The sequence below is a fragment of the Paenibacillus sp. EKM212P genome (genome assembly GCF_011066115.1).
Lineage (GTDB): Bacteria > Bacillota > Bacilli > Paenibacillales > Paenibacillaceae > Paenibacillus > Paenibacillus polymyxa_B.
Genome location: NZ_JAAMNR010000001.1, coordinates 288,204 through 305,410, shown reverse-complemented (window position 1 = coordinate 305,410; position 17,207 = coordinate 288,204). Strand labels below are relative to the sequence as shown.

Below are 17,207 nucleotides of genomic sequence, written 5' to 3'. Positions count from 1 at the left end.
TCAGGAACACGTAAGGGGGTGAATAACATTGGTGGATGTACTGTCACAAGGGGAAATTGATGCCCTTTTAGCAGCTCTTTCGTCCGGTGAAATGGATGCGGAAGAACTTAAAAAGGAAGATACCCAAAAGAAAGTTCGCGCTTATGATTTTAAAAGAGCGCTTAGGTTTTCCAAGGATCATATACGGAGTCTGACGCGGATACACGAGAACTTTGCACGGTATCTGACCACATATTTTTCAGCGCAGCTTCGTACTTTTGTCCAAATTAATGTCGTTCAGGTGGAGCAGCTTCCTTATGATGAATTCATTCGCTCCATTCCGAAAATGACCATTCTAAACATTTTTGAAGCTGAACCGCTGGAAGGCCGTATGGTGCTTGAGGTTCACCCGAACGTTGCTTATGCCATGTTGGACAGGCTTCTCGGAGGAACAGGTTCGGCACCGTCAAAGGTTGCTGCGTTGACCGAAATCGAGACGACGATCATGGAACGGATTTTCAGTCGTACCTTTGATAGCCTGCAAGAGGCTTGGAAAACGGTACTGGACATTGAACCGCGCCTAGAGGCGATGGAAACGAATCCGCAGTTCATGCAGATTGTTTCGCCGAATGAAACGATTGCTCTGATTTCGCTTAGCACCAAAATTGGTGATACCACAGGGATGATTAACCTCTGTATCCCGCACGTGGTATTGGAACCCATTATGGCCAGACTGTCCACGCACCAGTGGTTTACATCCGAAAAGAAATCAAGGGCGCCCGAAGAGATCGACGCCTTGAGATTACGGGTCACCAAAGCAGAGCTCCCTATTATTGCGGAGTTGGGTGAATCCCGGATAAATGTAGCCGAGTTTCTGGGTCTTTCGGTAGGGGATGTCATTTCATTGAACAAGCCTGTCAAAGAAGGACTATCCATCCGGGTAGGCGAGAAATTGAAGTTTATGGGAAGTCCCGGCATGGTAAGAGATCGTGTTGCCGTACAAATTGATGAAATTGTCAACGAAGGAGTTGAAGAAATTGACGAGTAAAGACTATTTGTCCCAGGAGGAAATCGATGCTTTGCTGAAACAGTCTGAAGCGGGGACGGATTCTACTCCCGCCAACAAGACCGTTGACGATTTTCTGACTCCTCTGGAGCAGGATGCTCTCGGGGAAATCGGTAATATAACGTTCGGCAGCGCAGCTACGGCTCTTTCCACACTGCTCGGTCAAAAGGTGGATATTACGACACCTAAAGTTTCAATTATTACCCGTTCTGAATTTGAAACTGCATTTCCAAAGCCACACGTAGCTGTACATGTAAATTATGTTGATGGATTCGAGGGTATTAACTCACTCGTAATCAAAAAGCGTGATGCACAAGTGATAGCGGACTTAATGCTTGGTGGTGAAGGAAACCCAGTAGATGAAGAATTGAATGAAATCCACATCAGTGCCGTGCAGGAAGCGATGAACCAGATGATGGGATCGTCGGCGACCTCTATGTCTACCATGTTTAATCGTTTTGTTAATATCTCTCCACCGGGGATTGATATCTTAGATCCTATGCACGGTGATGGAGTATCCAGTCTGCCGGATGAAGAGACGCTCATTACAGTATCCTTCCGTTTATTGATCGGGGATCTTATTGACTCTACGCTGATGCAACTGTTACCTGTTAATTTCGCCAAAAAAATGGTGAGCATCCTAATGAATGGCGGAGAGGATGAGGAACAACCGCAAGCGTCCGCACAGCAGGTAGCTGCAACAGCAGCTCCTGAAGCGCCGCAACAAGCTAGCGTTCCGCAGCAACCGCCTGCACCAGCCTATCAGCAGCAGCCTGCAGCCGCGCAGGCGCCACAAGACGCAGGCTATGGGCAACAACCGCCAATGTATCCTCAAGACCCGGGATATGGGCAGCAGGGCGCTCCAGGCTATGGAACACCGGGTTATGGAATGCCAGCTGGTGTACCGCCGCAAGCTCCTTACGGAACGCCTCATCACTACGGCGCAGTACCGGGACGTAATGTAAATGTACAACCTGTACAATTTTCTAACTTGCAGTCCGGTGCATTTGCGCAAGTGGATGAAAACAATTTAAATTTATTGATGGACATTCCCCTTAGAGTCACCGTAGAATTAGGAAGGACCCAAAAGCAAATTAAAGATATTCTGGAGCTCTCACAAGGTTCAATTATTGAACTGGACAAGCTTGCCGGGGAGCCGGTGGACATTTTGGTTAACAACAAACTGATTGCCAAGGGCGAGGTTGTCGTAATCGACGAGAACTTTGGCGTGCGTGTAACAGATATTGTAAGCCAATGGGACCGTATTCAAAAATTACAATAAAAGCATAATTTAGGGAGGATTTATTTCAGATGGCAAACCGTATTTTGATCGTGGACGATGCTGCATTTATGAGAATGATGATTCGGGACATCCTGTCCAAAAATGGATTTGAAGTAGTAGGAGAGGCCCAGGACGGATCACAGGCCATTGAAAAATTCAAGGAGCTTCGTCCGGACCTGATTACGATGGATATCACGATGCCTGAAATGGACGGCATTGCCGCTCTGAAGGAAATCAAACAAATTGACGCGAACGCAAAGGTTATCATGTGTTCCGCGATGGGTCAGCAAGCAATGGTTATTGATGCCATTCAAGCTGGCGCAAAAGATTTTATCGTTAAGCCTTTCCAATCGGATCGGGTTATCGAAGCCATCAACAAAACACTGGGTGTGTAAGGCGCACCCAGTATGGATACACAACAGGGTGCCTCTGACGCATTGAGTACATCCAGCAATATAGGCAACATTGCCTGGGTCCTTTTCGTGCTAATCTTTATCATCGTACTGATCGTGTACTTGATACGGTTTTTGAGTAAAAGAAATCAGAGCTGGTTCAGCAACCGCTCCGTTCGCATACTGGGAGGCGTGGGACTTGGTCCCAATAAATCCCTTCAGCTTGTTGAAGTTGGTAGCAGTGTGTACCTCATTGGTGTGGGAGAAGATATCCGGCTTGTTGACAAAGTATCCGATCCTGAAGAAGTGGAGCAAATTTTGGCCGCACTGGAGCAAGAAGCTTCTCTGCAGCGCGGCCCGATTGCCCCGCTATTCGCTAAAATTGCGGATAAGCTTCGCCGGAACAACGCGGCACAGCAGCAGCCTGAAGAGGAGACATCTTTTCACGAGATGTTTGAATCCAAGCTTCGGCAAATGCCGAATCGCAAGGATAAACTTGAAAAGCTGCGCAATGAGGAGAATACTACAGATCGGTCGGGAGATTCATGAGAAAAAAGATTATACTTGCATGTTTGCTGCTTGTCTTGTTCAGCTTCATTTCGGTGACGGCGGCCTCTGCGGAACCGATTCCGAACATTGATATTCAAGTCGGCAATTCGGACAAAGGACAGCCCGGTGCCACCTCGCTGTCTATTATTTTACTTATTACTGTCATTAGTGTAGCGCCGGCGTTGCTTGTACTTATGACAAGTTTTACGCGAATTGTGATTGTGCTTGGCTTTGTGCGAACTTCGCTGGGAACCCAGCAGATGCCGCCTAATCAGGTGCTTGTCGGGCTGGCTTTGTTTCTCACTTTATTCATTATGGCACCGACGTTCTCAGCTATGAATGAAACTGCACTTCAGCCGTATCTCAAGGGGGATATAACACAGTCTCAGGCGCTGGATAAGGCATCGGTACCGATCAAGACCTTTATGTTCTCTCATACACGTGAGAAGGATCTACTGCTCTTTATGAAATACACCAAGATGGAAAAACCAAAGAATTATCAGGATATTCCACTAACGGTGATGGTTCCGGCTTATGCAATCAGTGAGTTGAAGACGGCATTTCAGATGGGCTTTATGATTTTCATACCGTTTTTAGTTATAGACATTGTGGTGTCGAGTACACTCATGGCTATGGGGATGATGATGCTACCACCAGTAATGATTTCACTTCCTTTTAAGATACTGCTTTTCGTACTTGTAGATGGTTGGTATTTGGTTGTCAAATCATTGCTTCTGAGTTTTAACACATGAATACTTCATGCAAGGACAGCAATCAAGGAGGACGGCAATGACTTCGGAGTTTATTATTTCCCTGGCTGGGCAAGCGGTGTACATTGTACTCAAGGTGAGCGCTCCGATGCTGATTTTGGGGCTAGTCGTGGGTTTGATTATCAGCATTTTTCAGGCGACAACCCAAATTCAGGAGCAAACACTGGCCTTTGTTCCGAAGATTGTCGCCGTATTGCTGGCATTGCTTTTGTTCGGGCCCTGGATATTGACCACATTAGTGGACTTTACGTATAACATTCTGGACAATTTGTACAAATATATAGGTTAGGCTGAATGTTATGAACATATTGTTACAGAGTTTTCCTGTTTTTTTGCTGATTTTTTGTCGGATTACCTCATTTTTTGTAGTAGCGCCTATTTTTTCAACCCGAGGGGTACCTAATATCTTTAAGGTTGGAATTTCAGGATTTCTAGCTTTGGTCGTGTATCTTACATATGGTACGCATCAACAGGTACCGACCGATGTAGCGTATGTGCTCTTAGTGGGCCGTGAAGTGCTGATTGGGTTGTTATTGGGGTTTACTGCATATCTGTTCATGACAGCGATCCAAACCGCAGGTTCTTTTATAGACCTACAGGTGGGTTTCGGAATGGCGAGTGTGTTTGATCCTATGACAGGGGCTTCAACGCCTTTAACGGGGAATTTTAAGTTTGCCATAGCTGTATTGTTCTTTTTAAGTATAAATGGGCACCATCATCTGCTAAATGCTATCTTATACAGCTATGATTGGGTACCGTTGACAAATGATTTTTTTGTAAAGCTGTATGGTGGCAGTGTAACTGAATTCCTGGTACGTTCTTTTGCGGAATCATTTATGCTTGCTTTTCAAATTGCTGCTCCCATTGTAGTGGCTACCTTTTTAACAGATGTGGGACTCGGTTTTTTAGCTAAAACAGCGCCACAATTCAACATTTTTGTTATTGGTGTACCTCTTAAAATTATTGTGGGACTGTTCATGTTACTGCTTCTCATGCCAAGTTTTGCTTTTATATTCGAAAGATTGTTTTCTGTGATGTTCGAATCCATGCGCAACTTGTTGGATATTATGGGTAATCGTCCTTAATGTCTGGTCTGGAGGAACGTAGTTTGTCATTTAAATATGCTATGAACCTGCAGTTGTTCTCAGGGGAAAAAACGGAAAAAGCTACACCCAAAAAGAAACAGGATGCAAGACAAAAAGGGCAGGTTGCCAAAAGCATGGAGTTGCCCGCCGCTGGTGTCCTGCTGGTTACGTTTTTTTGCCTCATGATTTTCGGCGGGTATTTTAAGGACCATGCAGTTCGACTATTTCGAGATATTTTTGTGAATCGGCTCTCTATGGAGGTAACGCCGAACACAACGCTGCTGATGATGGGCGAGTATGGCGTGCAAATCTTGATTATGCTAGCACCTATTTTTATTGGGGCTATTGTCATCGGGATAGCAGCCAATTACATGCAGATCGGCTTTTTATTAACCGGAGAGGGCATTACGCCCAAGTTTAGCAAGATTGATCCGATTAAAGGATTCAAAAATATTTTTTCCATGAGGTCATTGGTTGAATTCCTAAAATCCGTTTTAAAGATGACTGTAATTGGTTATCTGGTGTACAGCGTACTCTGGAAAACAAAGGCTGACCTACCCAAACTGGCTGAAATGTCCGGCGATCAGATGTTGAGCTTTACAGCTTCATTAACGATGGAACTGGGGCTCAAAATTGGTGTGGTACTGTTCGTTTTAGCGGTATTGGATTATATGTATCAACGTTATGAGCATGAGAAAAACCTGAAAATGTCCAAACAAGACATCAAGGATGAATACAAGAAAATGGAGGGTGACCCGCTGATCAAAGGGAAAATTCGCGAGCGTCAGCGCCGTATGGCTATGCAGCGTATGATGCAGGAGGTTCCTAATGCAGATGTCATCATCACCAACCCTACGCACTTTGCTGTGGCTTTGAAATATGACGGTTCGGAGATGGAAGCGCCGCAGATTATTGCGAAAGGGCAAGATTACGTTGCGCTCCGAATTAAAGAAATTGCCAAGCAAAACGGCGTAATAACGATGGAAAACAAGCCGCTGGCGCGGGCGCTGTTTCAAAGAGCCGAAATCGGGGATGCGATACCAGCTGATCTGTTCCAGGCCGTTGCCGAAGTGCTGGCGTATGTATATAAATTAAAAGGTAAAGTGAAATAAAGGGATCGGAGGGCTAGAGACCCGTGAAAATAAAAGAAATAACTGTCCTTGCAGGCGTCATCGGTATCGTTCTTATGATGATTCTCCCGATCCCATCATGGCTGCTGGATATCCTACTCGTCATTAATATTTCTATTGCTTTGATGATTCTACTCGTTTCTATGAATACGAAGGAAGCTTTACAGTTTTCTATTTTCCCTTCATTGCTACTCATTACAACGTTGTTTCGTTTGGCACTTAATATCTCTACAACCAAACTTATTTTAGGTGAGGGCCATGCAGGGGAAGTAGTTGCTACGTTTGGTAGTTGGATTGCAGGAGGGCAAATTGCCGTCGGTTTTGTTGTCTTTCTCATTCTCGTGGTCGTACAGTTCATTGTTATCACCAAGGGATCTGAGCGGGTTGCTGAGGTAGGCGCACGGTTTACATTGGATGCGATGCCGGGTAAACAAATGAGTATTGATGCTGATCTGAATGCAGGTTTGATCAATGAGCAGCAAGCCCGTGAACGACGCAGTAAAATCGAACGGGAAGCTGATTTTTACGGAGCGATGGATGGTGCGAGTAAATTCGTTAAAGGTGATGCCATTGCTAGTATTATCATTTTGATCATTAACTTGGTCGGCGGCTTTATTATCGGTATGGCCGTTCAGGGAAAAGGATTTCAAGAGGCGCTGTCGACTTATTCTGTACTCACCATTGGTGACGGACTGGTCAGCCAGATTCCCGCACTGCTCATATCCACGGCGTCAGGCTTAATTGTTACACGGGCTACGTCGGATGGCAACTTGGCAGAGGATTTAACTGGACAGCTCTTTTCTTATCCAAAATTGATCTATATTGTGGCTGCCACAATTGCATTATTGGGTCTCTTCACGCCTATTCATATCATTACAACTCTTCCACTGGCGATTCTGCTGTTTTTCGCGGCTCGAAGAATGCAGGGCAATATGGAACGCAAGCAGATAGCCGATGAACAGCTGGAAGAGGAGCAACAAATTGAAGAAGTCCGTAGTCCAGAAAGTGTCATTAATCTGCTTCAGGTAGATCCAATTGAATTTGAATTTGGATACGGGTTAATTCCGCTGGCGGATACACAGCAGGGCGGGGATTTATTGGATCGGATTATTATGATCCGTCGTCAATGTGCTTTGGAGCTGGGTTTGGTTGTGCCGGTCATTCGTATTCGGGATAACATTCAGCTCAAGCCTAACGAATATGTCATTAAAATTAAAGGTAATACCGTGGGCGGCGGGGAGCTTCTGTTAAATCATTACCTGGCTATGAGTCCGGGATACGACGACGATTCTATTACAGGGATTGAAACGACAGAACCGGCCTTCGGATTGCCCGCGCTCTGGATTGATGAAAACACCAAGGATGTTGCGGAACTATCGGGTTATACCGTAGTTGATCCACCTTCAGTTGTAGCTACTCATCTTACGGAGACGATCAAGAAACATGCTCATGAGTTGCTTGGCAGACAGGAGACACGGTCGCTGGTCGACAATCTCAAAGAGAATTATCCAGTGCTGGTGGACGACCTTATTCCTTCTGTGCTTGCGATTGGGGATGTACAAAAAGTGTTAGCCAAGCTGTTGAAAGAAAAAATCTCCATTCGCGATATGGTGACTATTTTCGAAACGCTAGCTGACTACGGTACTTATACAAAAGATCCCGACGTGCTGACTGAATATGTCCGTCAGGCGTTGTCCCGACAGATTACGCAGCAATTTGCCCAACAAGGGGAGACGTTACGCGTTATTACAGTGGGACCAGGATTGGAGAAGAAAATTGCTGAAAGCGTGCAACAGTCGGAGCAAGGTAGCTATTTGGCTCTTGATCCGGTGTCTACGCAAACGGTGTATCAAAGGATGATGGAGCAAATCAACCGTCTCATTCAATCTGGACAGCAGCCTATTGTGTTAACGTCACCGACAATTCGGATGTATTTGCGGCAAGTGATGGAGCGGACTATGCAGGATGTCCCGGTGCTGTCGTACAGTGAGCTGGAGCCGAACGTTGAAATTCAAAGTGTCGGGGTGGTGAACTTATGAGAGTGAAACGATATGTAGTGGATACCATGCCAGAAGCTATGCTGCAAATCAGGGGTGACTTAGGAACAGACGCCGTCATTTTAAGTACAAAGGAAATGAAGGTCGGCGGTTTCATGGGAATGTTCAGTAAAAAGAAAATCGAAGTGGTAGCTGCGGTAGAGGAGAAGCAACCTCAAAAGCCACGACGGTTTGGATCATCTTCACAAGAGCTTGCCCAGGCGGCTTCATCTTCAATGAATGCTCCTGAACAGTCAGAAAAATCATTTATGCCTGTGGTTCCCAGACAAGCTGCTCCAGAAGCTTATCGGCGGGTAACGCAGATGACGGGTGGTTCCAAAGAAGAACAAGCTGAATTAACGAATGATGCAGAACAGGCAGCTTCAGCAACTGAGCATTTGTTATCTAGGCCTGCTAATAATCTGGAGACTATGTCTCAAGTACTTGATCATGAAGCATTGCTTTCGAACATGAAATCATCCAGTGAACTGTTTAAACAGCCCATTGAAGTAAGTGTTCCAGAGAAGAGCGGAGCAGAGGAAAATCAGACTCTGCTTAATGAATTGCGGGAAATGAAGGCTATGATGACTCGGTTTTCCCGAAATTCTTCATTAGAAAGTACTTGGCCGGAGCCGCTGCAAGAGATTTGTGAGCGTGTGCTGGAGCAGGAAGTGGAACGCGATTTACTGGAGTATTGGCTCGAACAGGTATATGTGCGCCGGAGTGAGCATCCTTTTGCGCCTGAAACTTTTGATTGGGAACAAGCCTTTCGTGAGGAAGTGGCCAGTTTTATTCAGACAAGACTGGACAAAGGGATCTCCAAAGATACCAAAATTGTGTATGTGGCAGGTCCTACCGGAGTAGGAAAAACGACAACCATTGCCAAGTTAGCAGCAGAGCAGTTGTTTAAGCATCATCGCAAAGTTGGATTTATTACTTCTGACACGTACCGGATTTCAGCCGTCGAGCAACTGCGTACATATGCTACGATTTTGAATGTACCGCTTGAAGTTGTGCAGTCTCCCGGTGACGTCCACAGAGCCATTCAACGTCTGGAACATTGTGACCTGATCCTCATGGATACCGCAGGACGAAATTATCGTAATGAATTACTTGTTTCGGAACTGCAAAGTCTGCTTTCGCCTATTAATGAAAGTGAGACGTATCTGGTACTCAGCCTGACATCCAAAAGCAAAGATATGCTCAATATAACTGGACATTTCAGTAAGTTTGGTCTTGGTAAGGTTGTATTTACTAAGATGGACGAGACAGGTAGCTGCGGTGGAATGTTTAATCTTTTGCATCAATTCCCGATGCAACTGGCCTATATTACCAATGGACAAAATGTTCCTGACGACCTGCTTCATCCCGATACAGAAATGGTGACAAGCATGCTGCTTGGACCCAAAGAATCATCAGGAGCTAACGGAGATTCCATATGAGTGACCAAGCCCAATCACTTAGACAAATGGCTTCTTCCTTGGATAAATATCGATTGCCCCCACGTAATCGTCAAGCCAAAATTATAACGATCACCAGTGGTAAAGGCGGGGTGGGCAAATCCAATTTTACGCTGAATTTTGCTCTGGCTCTGCAATCCCTTGGTCGAAAGGTACTTGTGTTTGATGCTGATATCGGTATGGCCAATATTGATGTATTAATGGGGGCCAATTCACAATACAATCTTCTTCACCTGTTAAAACGTGAGAAATCAATTGATGAAATTATTCAAACGGGTATAGGTGGTTTGCCTTATATTGCTGGAGGATCGGGCTTGAGCGAATTGTTTACGTTATCGGATGGCGATCTGAATTATTTTGCCGAAGAAGTAGAAAAAATGGCGGCAGATATGGATTACATTCTATTTGATACAGGTGCAGGTTTATCTAAAGAAAACCTTAAATTCATCACTTCAGCTGACGAATGCCTGGTCGTAACCACACCGGAACCGACGTCCTTAACAGATGCGTATGCGCTAATTAAAGTCGTCAGCGGGTTGCAAAAGGATACGGTATTCAAAATTATAGTCAATCGTGCCGATAACGATAATGAGGCCCGTCAAGTTGCCGATAAGATCGCACTGGTTGCGAGACGCTTTTTGGAGATCGAAATCCCGTTGCTTGGGCATATCAGTGATGATACTCATGTCATGCAAGCAGTCAAAAGGCAAGTACCTTTTATGGTTGCTTCTCCGGGATGTGCGGCTTCAAGAGATGTATTGAATCTGGCACACCGTTTTGCAGCAATGCCACAGATTCCGCAATCAGGTGCATTGAGTGGAATTAAAGGGTTTATGCAAAAATGGTTGCGACGTTCTGTACATTGATTTTGATGAGAGGAAACAGAGGTGTTTAACATGTGTGCTTACCGGGTGCTGGTTGTAGATGATTCGGCCTTTATGCGCAAAATTATTACAGATTTAATTGTAAGGGATGAGTCGTTCAACATCGTAGGTACGGCCGCCAATGGCAAAGAGGCTGTAGAGAAAGTGAAGGAATTGCAGCCCGATTTGGTCACCATGGATGTCGAGATGCCTGAAATGAATGGTCTTGAAGCATTGCCATTGATTATGGCAGCCCATCCGCTACCTGTTATTATGCTGTCAGGCATTAATGAACAAGGCATGAAAGAGACCATCATGGCTCTAGAGGCAGGAGCTTTCGATTTTATAAGAAAGCCTTCCATTGCTCATGCGCAAGATATCGAGCAAGTGAGCAAGGCGTTGCTGGAACAGATGCACACTGCTATGCAAGCAGTGCGGAGCCGCCTGGAGCGCAAGGAAGCTAATGAGCGCAAAGCTGCATTGGAACAAGCGAAAAAAACGCCAAAGGAAAAGCCTACAGGACAGGCGGTGACTGAGAAACGAGCAGGCAGTCAAGCTTCGACAGACAAGCCTGCTGTTGTTCCGCTTGCTCCTTCACCTGCTGTATCAACTCAGCCGAAGCGTGATGCTGGCAAGTCCGTCCCGGCAGCAGCCAAGCAGGAAACGAAACGACAGCAGTCTGGAACATCTGTTACGGCGGGGCGCATAGAACAGTCAGCTGCTCAGCCAAGCAAGTCAGTCCAAGCATCTACTGTTCAGAAGAAGAAAGACTTGTCCAAGGGGATGGGACGAACACCAGGGAAACTAAACAGTTCTAATACGGCCGCTGACAAATCGCTGCATGGTAAGGATAAAGCAGGGCTGGTTAAGCCGGAGCCCCGTAAGACGGTGAGTTCATCAGCTACTCCTATTCCTGCGGCTGCTACGCCTCCAGTAACGGCACCTACAGTTCCTGCCGCACCTAAAGGATTTTCTCTTAAAAAAGGTGTGCATACGTCCAGCTTTCGCAAACTGGTGGCGGTGGGATGTTCTACGGGCGGTCCGCGGGCGCTTAAGACGCTGTTGGAACGCATTCCTGGTGATTTCCCTGCTCCAATCGTTATCGTTCAGCATATGCCGCCAAACTTCACTCGTTCGCTGGCACAACGCTTGAACACGTTAAGTCCACTCCGAGTTGTGGAGGCTGAGCAGGGAATGACGCTGGAGACTGGAACGGCCTACATTGCCCCAGGGGGATATCAACTAAGAATTGTGCCAGGAGCCGGTGGTAAATACACTGTGTCACTGAAGATGGAGGAAGCTCGCAATGGTCACCGTCCTTCCGTAGATACGATGTTTGAATCGTTGCTCTCGTTAACCTCGTTGGAGCGGCATCTAGTATTGCTCACTGGAATGGGGAGCGATGGGGCCAAAATGATGAAAAAGCTTTATGATGCTGGGGTACAATCCACATTTGCTGAAAATGAGGAAACTTGTGTAGTGTACGGAATGCCCCGCTCAGCAGTAGAGTTAAAATGTGTGCGTCACCTTCTGCCAATGCAGGAGATCGCCCCCAAGCTTGTACAAGTTGTGAAATAATCGGAGTGTAACTCATGGAGGAGGTGTCTCACAATGGACATGAACCAATATTTAAACATGTTTATTGATGAGTCGAATGATCATCTGCAATCTCTTAACGAAAAAATGCTTCAACTGGAAAGCAATCCAACCGATCTAGGCATCGTTCAGGTGATTTTCCGTTCTGCCCATACCCTCAAAGGAATGGCTGCTACGATGGGATTTGAAGACCTAGCATCGCTAACTCACCAAATGGAAAACGTTCTTGATCTGGTACGTAACAACAAGCTGGCGATGCATGAATTTATATTCGATACCTTATTTAAAGGATTGGATGCTTTGGAGTCCATGGTGCAGCACATTACAGAGGGAGGCGACGGGAAAGCGGATGTCTCCTCTATTGTATCTTCACTACAATCCATCGTGAGTGGGGATTTCCAAAAGTCCGGCACAAATGCTGCCACTGAGGAGTCTCCATCTAAAAAAGTGGACAAAAACGATAGTGCTGGGCTTGTCTTGGATCAGTTCCAGTATTCTGTACTGGAGCAATCTATTTCTGAAGGACATCGTGTTCACTATATACAGGTAACAATCAGCTCAGAGAGCCAGTTGAAAGCGGCACGTGCCTTTATGGTGTTCAACACGCTGGAAAACTCTGGTGAAATCGTCAAGGCCTATCCGTCGGTACAGGATATTGAGCAGGAGAAATTCGAGCAAAGCTTCTCGTTATATTACATAACGCAGAAAGAAGTTGGGGAGCTGGAAAAGGAAATCGCGGGTATCTCTGAAATTGACACTGTCTCAGTGGTACAACTAGATCAGGAATCGCTTAAACAAATGAGCGAAGTTACTGCTGGACTGGCTGAGGCTGCTGCGGTGCAGGAAGCACCTGTTGCCGTGCAACCACCTGCTCCATCCCAGCCGCAGTCTCCAGCTGCGGCCTCTGTGGCTAAGCCAGCAGCAGGTAAAGCACCAGCAGCTAAGGCAGCTGCGCCTACGCATAACCGTACGATTCGCGTAGATATTGAACGCCTGGATGTACTTATGAACTTATTTAGCGAGTTGCTCATTGACCGTGTGCGGTTAGAGCAGTTGGCAAGTGAAGCTTCCAATCCAGCACTGACAGAAACGGTAGAGCACATGAGTCGTGTGAGCAGCGATTTGCAAAACGTCGTTCTCAAATTGCGAATGGTACCAGTAGACACTGTTTTCAATCGTTTCCCGCGTATGGTGCGCGATCTGGCCAAATCGCTGGATAAAAAACTTGATTTGGTTATTACTGGAGCAGAGACTGAAATGGACCGCACTGTTATCGACGAAATTGGCGATCCTCTGGTGCATTTGCTTCGGAACTCCGTGGATCATGGCATTGAGTCGGTAGCCGACCGGATTGCAGCTGGTAAACCTGAGACAGGAACGGTTCACTTACGTGCTTTCCATAGCGGAAATAACGTATTCATCGAGATTGAAGATGACGGAAATGGCATCAATCGCGATAAGGTACTAAACAGTGCTATTTCTAAAGGGATTTTGACGGCAGAGCAAGCAGCGGTCATGACCGACGAGGAAGCCTATCAGGTATTGTTTGCTCCGGGCTTTAGTACAGCTGCAGTCATTTCAGACGTATCAGGACGTGGTGTCGGTTTGGACGTTGTTAAATCCAAAATCACTGCTTTGGGTGGCAATGTTACGGTTCACTCTACACTAGGCCAAGGCACTAATTTCTCTGTGCAATTGCCGCTGACCCTATCCATTATTGCAGCCATGATGATACAGATCGGTTCTGAAAAATATGCGATTCCATTGTCCTCCATTGTGGAGACTGCGATCGTCAAACGGACACAAATTCGTTCTGTACATGGCAATAAAATGATTGCTTTCCGCGATTCTCATATCCCGCTCATCTCCTTGAGTCAGCTGTTCGAGGTTCCGGACTTCAATGAAGATGAAGAAGAAGAGACAGAGGTCGTGGTCATCCGCAAGGGAGACCGTCTGGCAGCTCTTTCCGTACAGGACTTTTTGGGACAGAGTGAAATTGTTCTTAAAAATCTGGGCAAATACCTTCCAAACATCCAAGGAATTTCAGGCGCCACGATTCTGGGTGACGGTCAGGTTGCTTTGATCATTGACCCGAATGTTTTCATTAAATAATGTCTTCATCAGAAATGAAAGAAATGTGAAGTTGCTGACATCAATAAGGAGGGTTTTTAGACATGGGAGAAGAAATTAAAGTTATCGTATTTAAGCTTGGTGAAGAGGAATACGGTGTTGAAGTAGAAAAAGTCCAATCTATTGAACGCATGGTGCCGATTACACGGGTTCCAAGAACCTACGATTTTGTTAAAGGCGTATTCAACATGAGAGGCGTAGTCATTCCGGTTATTGATCTTCGTGGCCGATTTGGATTACCTGAAGCTGAATATACCGATCAAACCCGTATCATTATCGTTGCAGTGGGTGAAATGCAAGTCGGCTTTATCGTTGATTCAGCGAATGACGTTATTGACCTGAATACTGACAACATCGAGACACCACCGGAAGTGATTGGCGGAGTTAAGGCTAAATACCTTCGCGGAGTTGCTAAAATTGGTGAAGAGCGCTTGTTGATTATGCTGAACTTGTCTGAAGTCCTGAATCGTAGCGAAATGAACCAACTGGAAGGCTTAGAGGATTAACATATGGAAAATCTTGGGAATCTCGAAGACTTCAAATTGGATGTGTTGAAAGAAGTCGGCAACATTGGCTCGGGGAACGCTGCTACAGCGCTCTCCCGGCTTCTCAATAAACCGGTCGATATGGGTGTGCCCAAAGTACAAATGCTGCCCTTTGAGGAAATTGCCGAGAAAGTCGGCGGCTATGAGCAACTTGTTGTTGCCATATTTTTTAGGGTAGAAGGGGAAGCCCCCGGGAATCTATTCTTCATATTGCAGCCTCAGGCGGCAAAAAGCTTACTTTCCCGTTTGGCGAATATTCCTTCAGATGATGAGGACAGTTTTAACGAAATGGAGCACTCAGCCCTGTCGGAGATCGGAAACATTTTAGCAGGCTCATATTTGTCTTCGCTGGCAGACTTTACGCGTTTATCTATGTATCCAACAGTCCCTGCGCTGGCGTTGGACATGGCAGGAGCAATTCTCAGCTATGGACTGCTGCAGTTTGGGCAGATGGGGGATGCTGCATTATTGATTGACACATCGTTTCTGGAAGGGCAGAATCAGATAGAGGGTCAATTTTTCCTGATTCCTGATCCAGAATCGTTCGGGAAAATCTTTAGGTCGTTAGGAGTCCCGATGAACGATGATTGAGGATAAAAGCATCATTAAAGTCGGTATGGCTGACTTAAATGTTACCAGTAACCCGAACTCGATTCGCACGACAGGACTCGGTTCTTGCGTCGGATTGACTCTCTACGATCCTCACTTGAAACTGGCAGGTATGGCACATGTGATGCTACCATCCTCGGATATTGCACGTGAAGGGCAACTGAATATTGCTAAATACGCCGATACGGCGCTGCCCGAGTTATTTGAGCGGATGCTGAAATTGGGTGCTGAACGACGCAGACTGATTGCCAAAATGGCAGGGGGAGCGCAGATGTTCGCCTTTGCCGGTAGTGGAGATACCATGCGCATTGGTCCACGCAATGTAGAATCATGCAAAGAAATGCTCGTAGATCTCGGTATTCCCTTGATTGCGGAGGACACAGGCGGCAATTATGGACGAACGATTGAGTTGGACTCTGAAACTGGCGTTTTGAATATTCGAAGCGTACAAAAAGGTGTAAAGGAATTATAAACATGTTATTTGGCAGCTTACGCATTAATCTTTGGTCTGGAGTAGTCGGATTTATTCTGACTTTTGTGTTGTCCGTTGGCAGCAATCTGCTGACCACGAGCTTAATTCGTGGCTTGATCGCCTTCGTTTTTTGGTTCCTACTTGCATTTGTGCTGCGCTGGACACTAGGTGTTGTAGCGCGGCCAGATCTGGGGAATGCCCAAAGCCGGGCAAGCTCTCAGGTAGATGGCGTAGGGGGGAATCTGGACCTGACGACACCAGACGAGAATGAAAACCTGAATGAATTGCTGAAACCGAAACCAGAGCAGACGGACGAAGGGAACAATGGTTTCGCGCCTTTAAACCCACCTAAGCTGGTTTCCAACAAGGACCCTGAAGAATTGGCCAAGGCCGTTCGTCACCTGACAGACAAATAAGGAGGGTGAAGCCGATGAACGAGCGTAAAGCCGCTCATTTAAACCATTCCGAACTATGGGAGCAATGGAAAGAACACGGTGACAAGGAAGCAAAAAAACAGTTAATTGAAAAGTATCTCCATATTGTGGAATATGTTTCGGGCCGCCTTGCAGTAGGCTTGCCCAAAAATGTTTCCAAGGATGATCTGGCGAGTAACGGCGTTATGGGTTTGATAGACGCTTTAGAGAAATTTGACTATGAGCGTGGTTTGCAGTTTGAGACTTATGCTTCTTGGCGTGTTCGCGGAGCGATTTTGGATGGTCTTCGTCAAGGGGATTGGGTTCCTCGTTCAGTTAGGGAAAAAGCAAAAAAAATCGAGGATGCCTACCAGCATTTGGAACAAAGATATTTACGCACGGTAAGCGACGAAGAGATGAGCCATTATTTGGACGTTTCTGAAAAAGAGTTTCAAAATATGATCCAGGAAGTCGCCGTTATGTCGATTGTCTCACTGGAGGACCCGATCCGTGAAGAGGAATCGGAAACACGGCTTTCCCTTTTGGTGGACGAGAAGGCGAAAAATCCGGATCATAAGGTCAATGAATTTACACTTCGTGATGCCCTTGCACAAGGCATTGATAAATTGACTGAAAAAGAACGTATCGTTGTTTCTTTATTGTATTACGAGGATTTGTCACTCAGCGAAATCGCTGAGGTCATGTCGCTATCTCCATCGCGAATTTCACAGTTGCATTCCAAAGCAATATTACGTCTAAGAGCGACATTGGACAAACAACGGGATTTGCTAATGCGTAAAGATTAACGTACGGGAGGTTACAGTAACAGT

The 17,207-nt window shown here is 46.0% G+C and carries 18 protein-coding genes; all 18 read left to right on the top strand.

All coding sequences use genetic code 11. The annotated features are described in order from the left end of the window. The first annotated feature begins 28 nt into the window (after nucleotides 1–28). The 18 genes from fliM (at nucleotide 29) to G9G54_RS01310 (ending at nucleotide 17,183) form a co-directional block, all read left to right on the top strand. Nucleotides 29–1,027: a flagellar motor switch protein FliM gene (fliM, locus tag G9G54_RS01395; RefSeq protein WP_023988195.1), complete on the top strand. Its 999-nt coding sequence runs from the start codon at nucleotides 29–31 to the stop codon at nucleotides 1,025–1,027. Beyond that, nucleotides 1,017–2,327, top strand: a complete 1,311-nt coding sequence (fliY, locus tag G9G54_RS01390; RefSeq protein ID WP_053325261.1) for a flagellar motor switch phosphatase FliY — start codon at nucleotides 1,017–1,019, stop codon at nucleotides 2,325–2,327. The genes fliM and fliY overlap by 11 nt, the downstream gene beginning before the upstream one ends. A 29-nt stretch (nucleotides 2,328–2,356) precedes the next feature. Next, nucleotides 2,357–2,722 carry a response regulator gene (locus G9G54_RS01385; protein ID WP_010346372.1) on the top strand — a complete coding sequence of 122 codons (366 nt, stop codon included), beginning with the start codon at nucleotides 2,357–2,359 and terminating at the stop codon, nucleotides 2,720–2,722. A 12-nt stretch (nucleotides 2,723–2,734) separates the two neighbouring features. After that, nucleotides 2,735–3,268: a flagellar biosynthetic protein FliO gene (locus G9G54_RS01380; protein WP_023988197.1), complete on the top strand. Its 534-nt coding sequence runs from the start codon at nucleotides 2,735–2,737 to the stop codon at nucleotides 3,266–3,268. After that, nucleotides 3,265–4,020, top strand: a complete 756-nt coding sequence (fliP, locus tag G9G54_RS01375) for a flagellar type III secretion system pore protein FliP (protein ID WP_013309901.1) — start codon at nucleotides 3,265–3,267, stop codon at nucleotides 4,018–4,020. The genes G9G54_RS01380 and fliP overlap by 4 nt, the downstream gene beginning before the upstream one ends. A 37-nt stretch (nucleotides 4,021–4,057) precedes the next feature. Beyond that, complete coding sequence (gene fliQ / locus G9G54_RS01370) at nucleotides 4,058–4,327, top strand: flagellar biosynthesis protein FliQ (RefSeq protein ID WP_007430038.1); 270 nt, start codon at nucleotides 4,058–4,060, stop codon at nucleotides 4,325–4,327. Between the two features lie 10 nt (nucleotides 4,328–4,337). Beyond that, the gene (gene fliR, locus G9G54_RS01365; protein WP_023988198.1) at nucleotides 4,338–5,123 is read left to right on the top strand and encodes a flagellar biosynthetic protein FliR; all 786 of its coding nucleotides are present in this window, start codon (nucleotides 4,338–4,340) and stop codon (nucleotides 5,121–5,123) included. After that, nucleotides 5,123–6,235, top strand: coding sequence for a flagellar biosynthesis protein FlhB (gene flhB, locus G9G54_RS01360; protein ID WP_039274693.1), 1,113 nt, complete (start codon nucleotides 5,123–5,125; stop codon nucleotides 6,233–6,235). Before fliR ends, flhB begins: the two co-directional genes overlap by 1 nt. 23 nt (nucleotides 6,236–6,258) lie before the next feature. Next, the gene (gene flhA, locus G9G54_RS01355; protein ID WP_016820963.1) at nucleotides 6,259–8,292 is read left to right on the top strand and encodes a flagellar biosynthesis protein FlhA; all 2,034 of its coding nucleotides are present in this window, start codon (nucleotides 6,259–6,261) and stop codon (nucleotides 8,290–8,292) included. Then, nucleotides 8,289–9,731 (top strand): flagellar biosynthesis protein FlhF, encoded by a 1,443-nt coding sequence (gene flhF / locus G9G54_RS01350; protein WP_069291731.1) that lies wholly within the window; start codon nucleotides 8,289–8,291, stop codon nucleotides 9,729–9,731. The genes flhA and flhF overlap by 4 nt, the downstream gene beginning before the upstream one ends. Next, complete coding sequence (locus G9G54_RS01345) at nucleotides 9,728–10,615, top strand: MinD/ParA family protein (protein WP_165175646.1); 888 nt, start codon at nucleotides 9,728–9,730, stop codon at nucleotides 10,613–10,615. The genes flhF and G9G54_RS01345 overlap by 4 nt, the downstream gene beginning before the upstream one ends. Before the next feature lie 30 nt (nucleotides 10,616–10,645). Then, on the top strand, nucleotides 10,646–12,190 hold the full coding sequence (locus tag G9G54_RS01340; RefSeq protein WP_165176695.1) for a chemotaxis protein CheB: 1,545 nt from the start codon (nucleotides 10,646–10,648) through the stop codon (nucleotides 12,188–12,190). Nucleotides 12,191–12,223: 33 nt separating this feature from the next. Beyond that, nucleotides 12,224–14,320, top strand: a complete 2,097-nt coding sequence (locus G9G54_RS01335; protein WP_061829450.1) for a chemotaxis protein CheA — start codon at nucleotides 12,224–12,226, stop codon at nucleotides 14,318–14,320. A 62-nt stretch (nucleotides 14,321–14,382) separates the two neighbouring features. Next, complete coding sequence (locus G9G54_RS01330) at nucleotides 14,383–14,844, top strand: chemotaxis protein CheW (protein ID WP_007430046.1); 462 nt, start codon at nucleotides 14,383–14,385, stop codon at nucleotides 14,842–14,844. Between the two features lie 3 nt (nucleotides 14,845–14,847). Next, nucleotides 14,848–15,474, top strand: a complete 627-nt coding sequence (locus G9G54_RS01325) for a chemotaxis protein CheC (protein WP_023988204.1) — start codon at nucleotides 14,848–14,850, stop codon at nucleotides 15,472–15,474. After that, nucleotides 15,467–15,964 (top strand): chemotaxis protein CheD, encoded by a 498-nt coding sequence (locus G9G54_RS01320; protein ID WP_010346358.1) that lies wholly within the window; start codon nucleotides 15,467–15,469, stop codon nucleotides 15,962–15,964. The genes G9G54_RS01325 and G9G54_RS01320 overlap by 8 nt, the downstream gene beginning before the upstream one ends. Before the next feature lie 2 nt (nucleotides 15,965–15,966). Further along, complete coding sequence (locus G9G54_RS01315; RefSeq protein WP_025722357.1) at nucleotides 15,967–16,380, top strand: hypothetical protein; 414 nt, start codon at nucleotides 15,967–15,969, stop codon at nucleotides 16,378–16,380. A 14-nt stretch (nucleotides 16,381–16,394) separates the two neighbouring features. Continuing rightward, nucleotides 16,395–17,183, top strand: a complete 789-nt coding sequence (locus G9G54_RS01310; RefSeq protein ID WP_013309911.1) for a FliA/WhiG family RNA polymerase sigma factor — start codon at nucleotides 16,395–16,397, stop codon at nucleotides 17,181–17,183. Nucleotides 17,184–17,207: the final 24 nt, after the last annotated feature.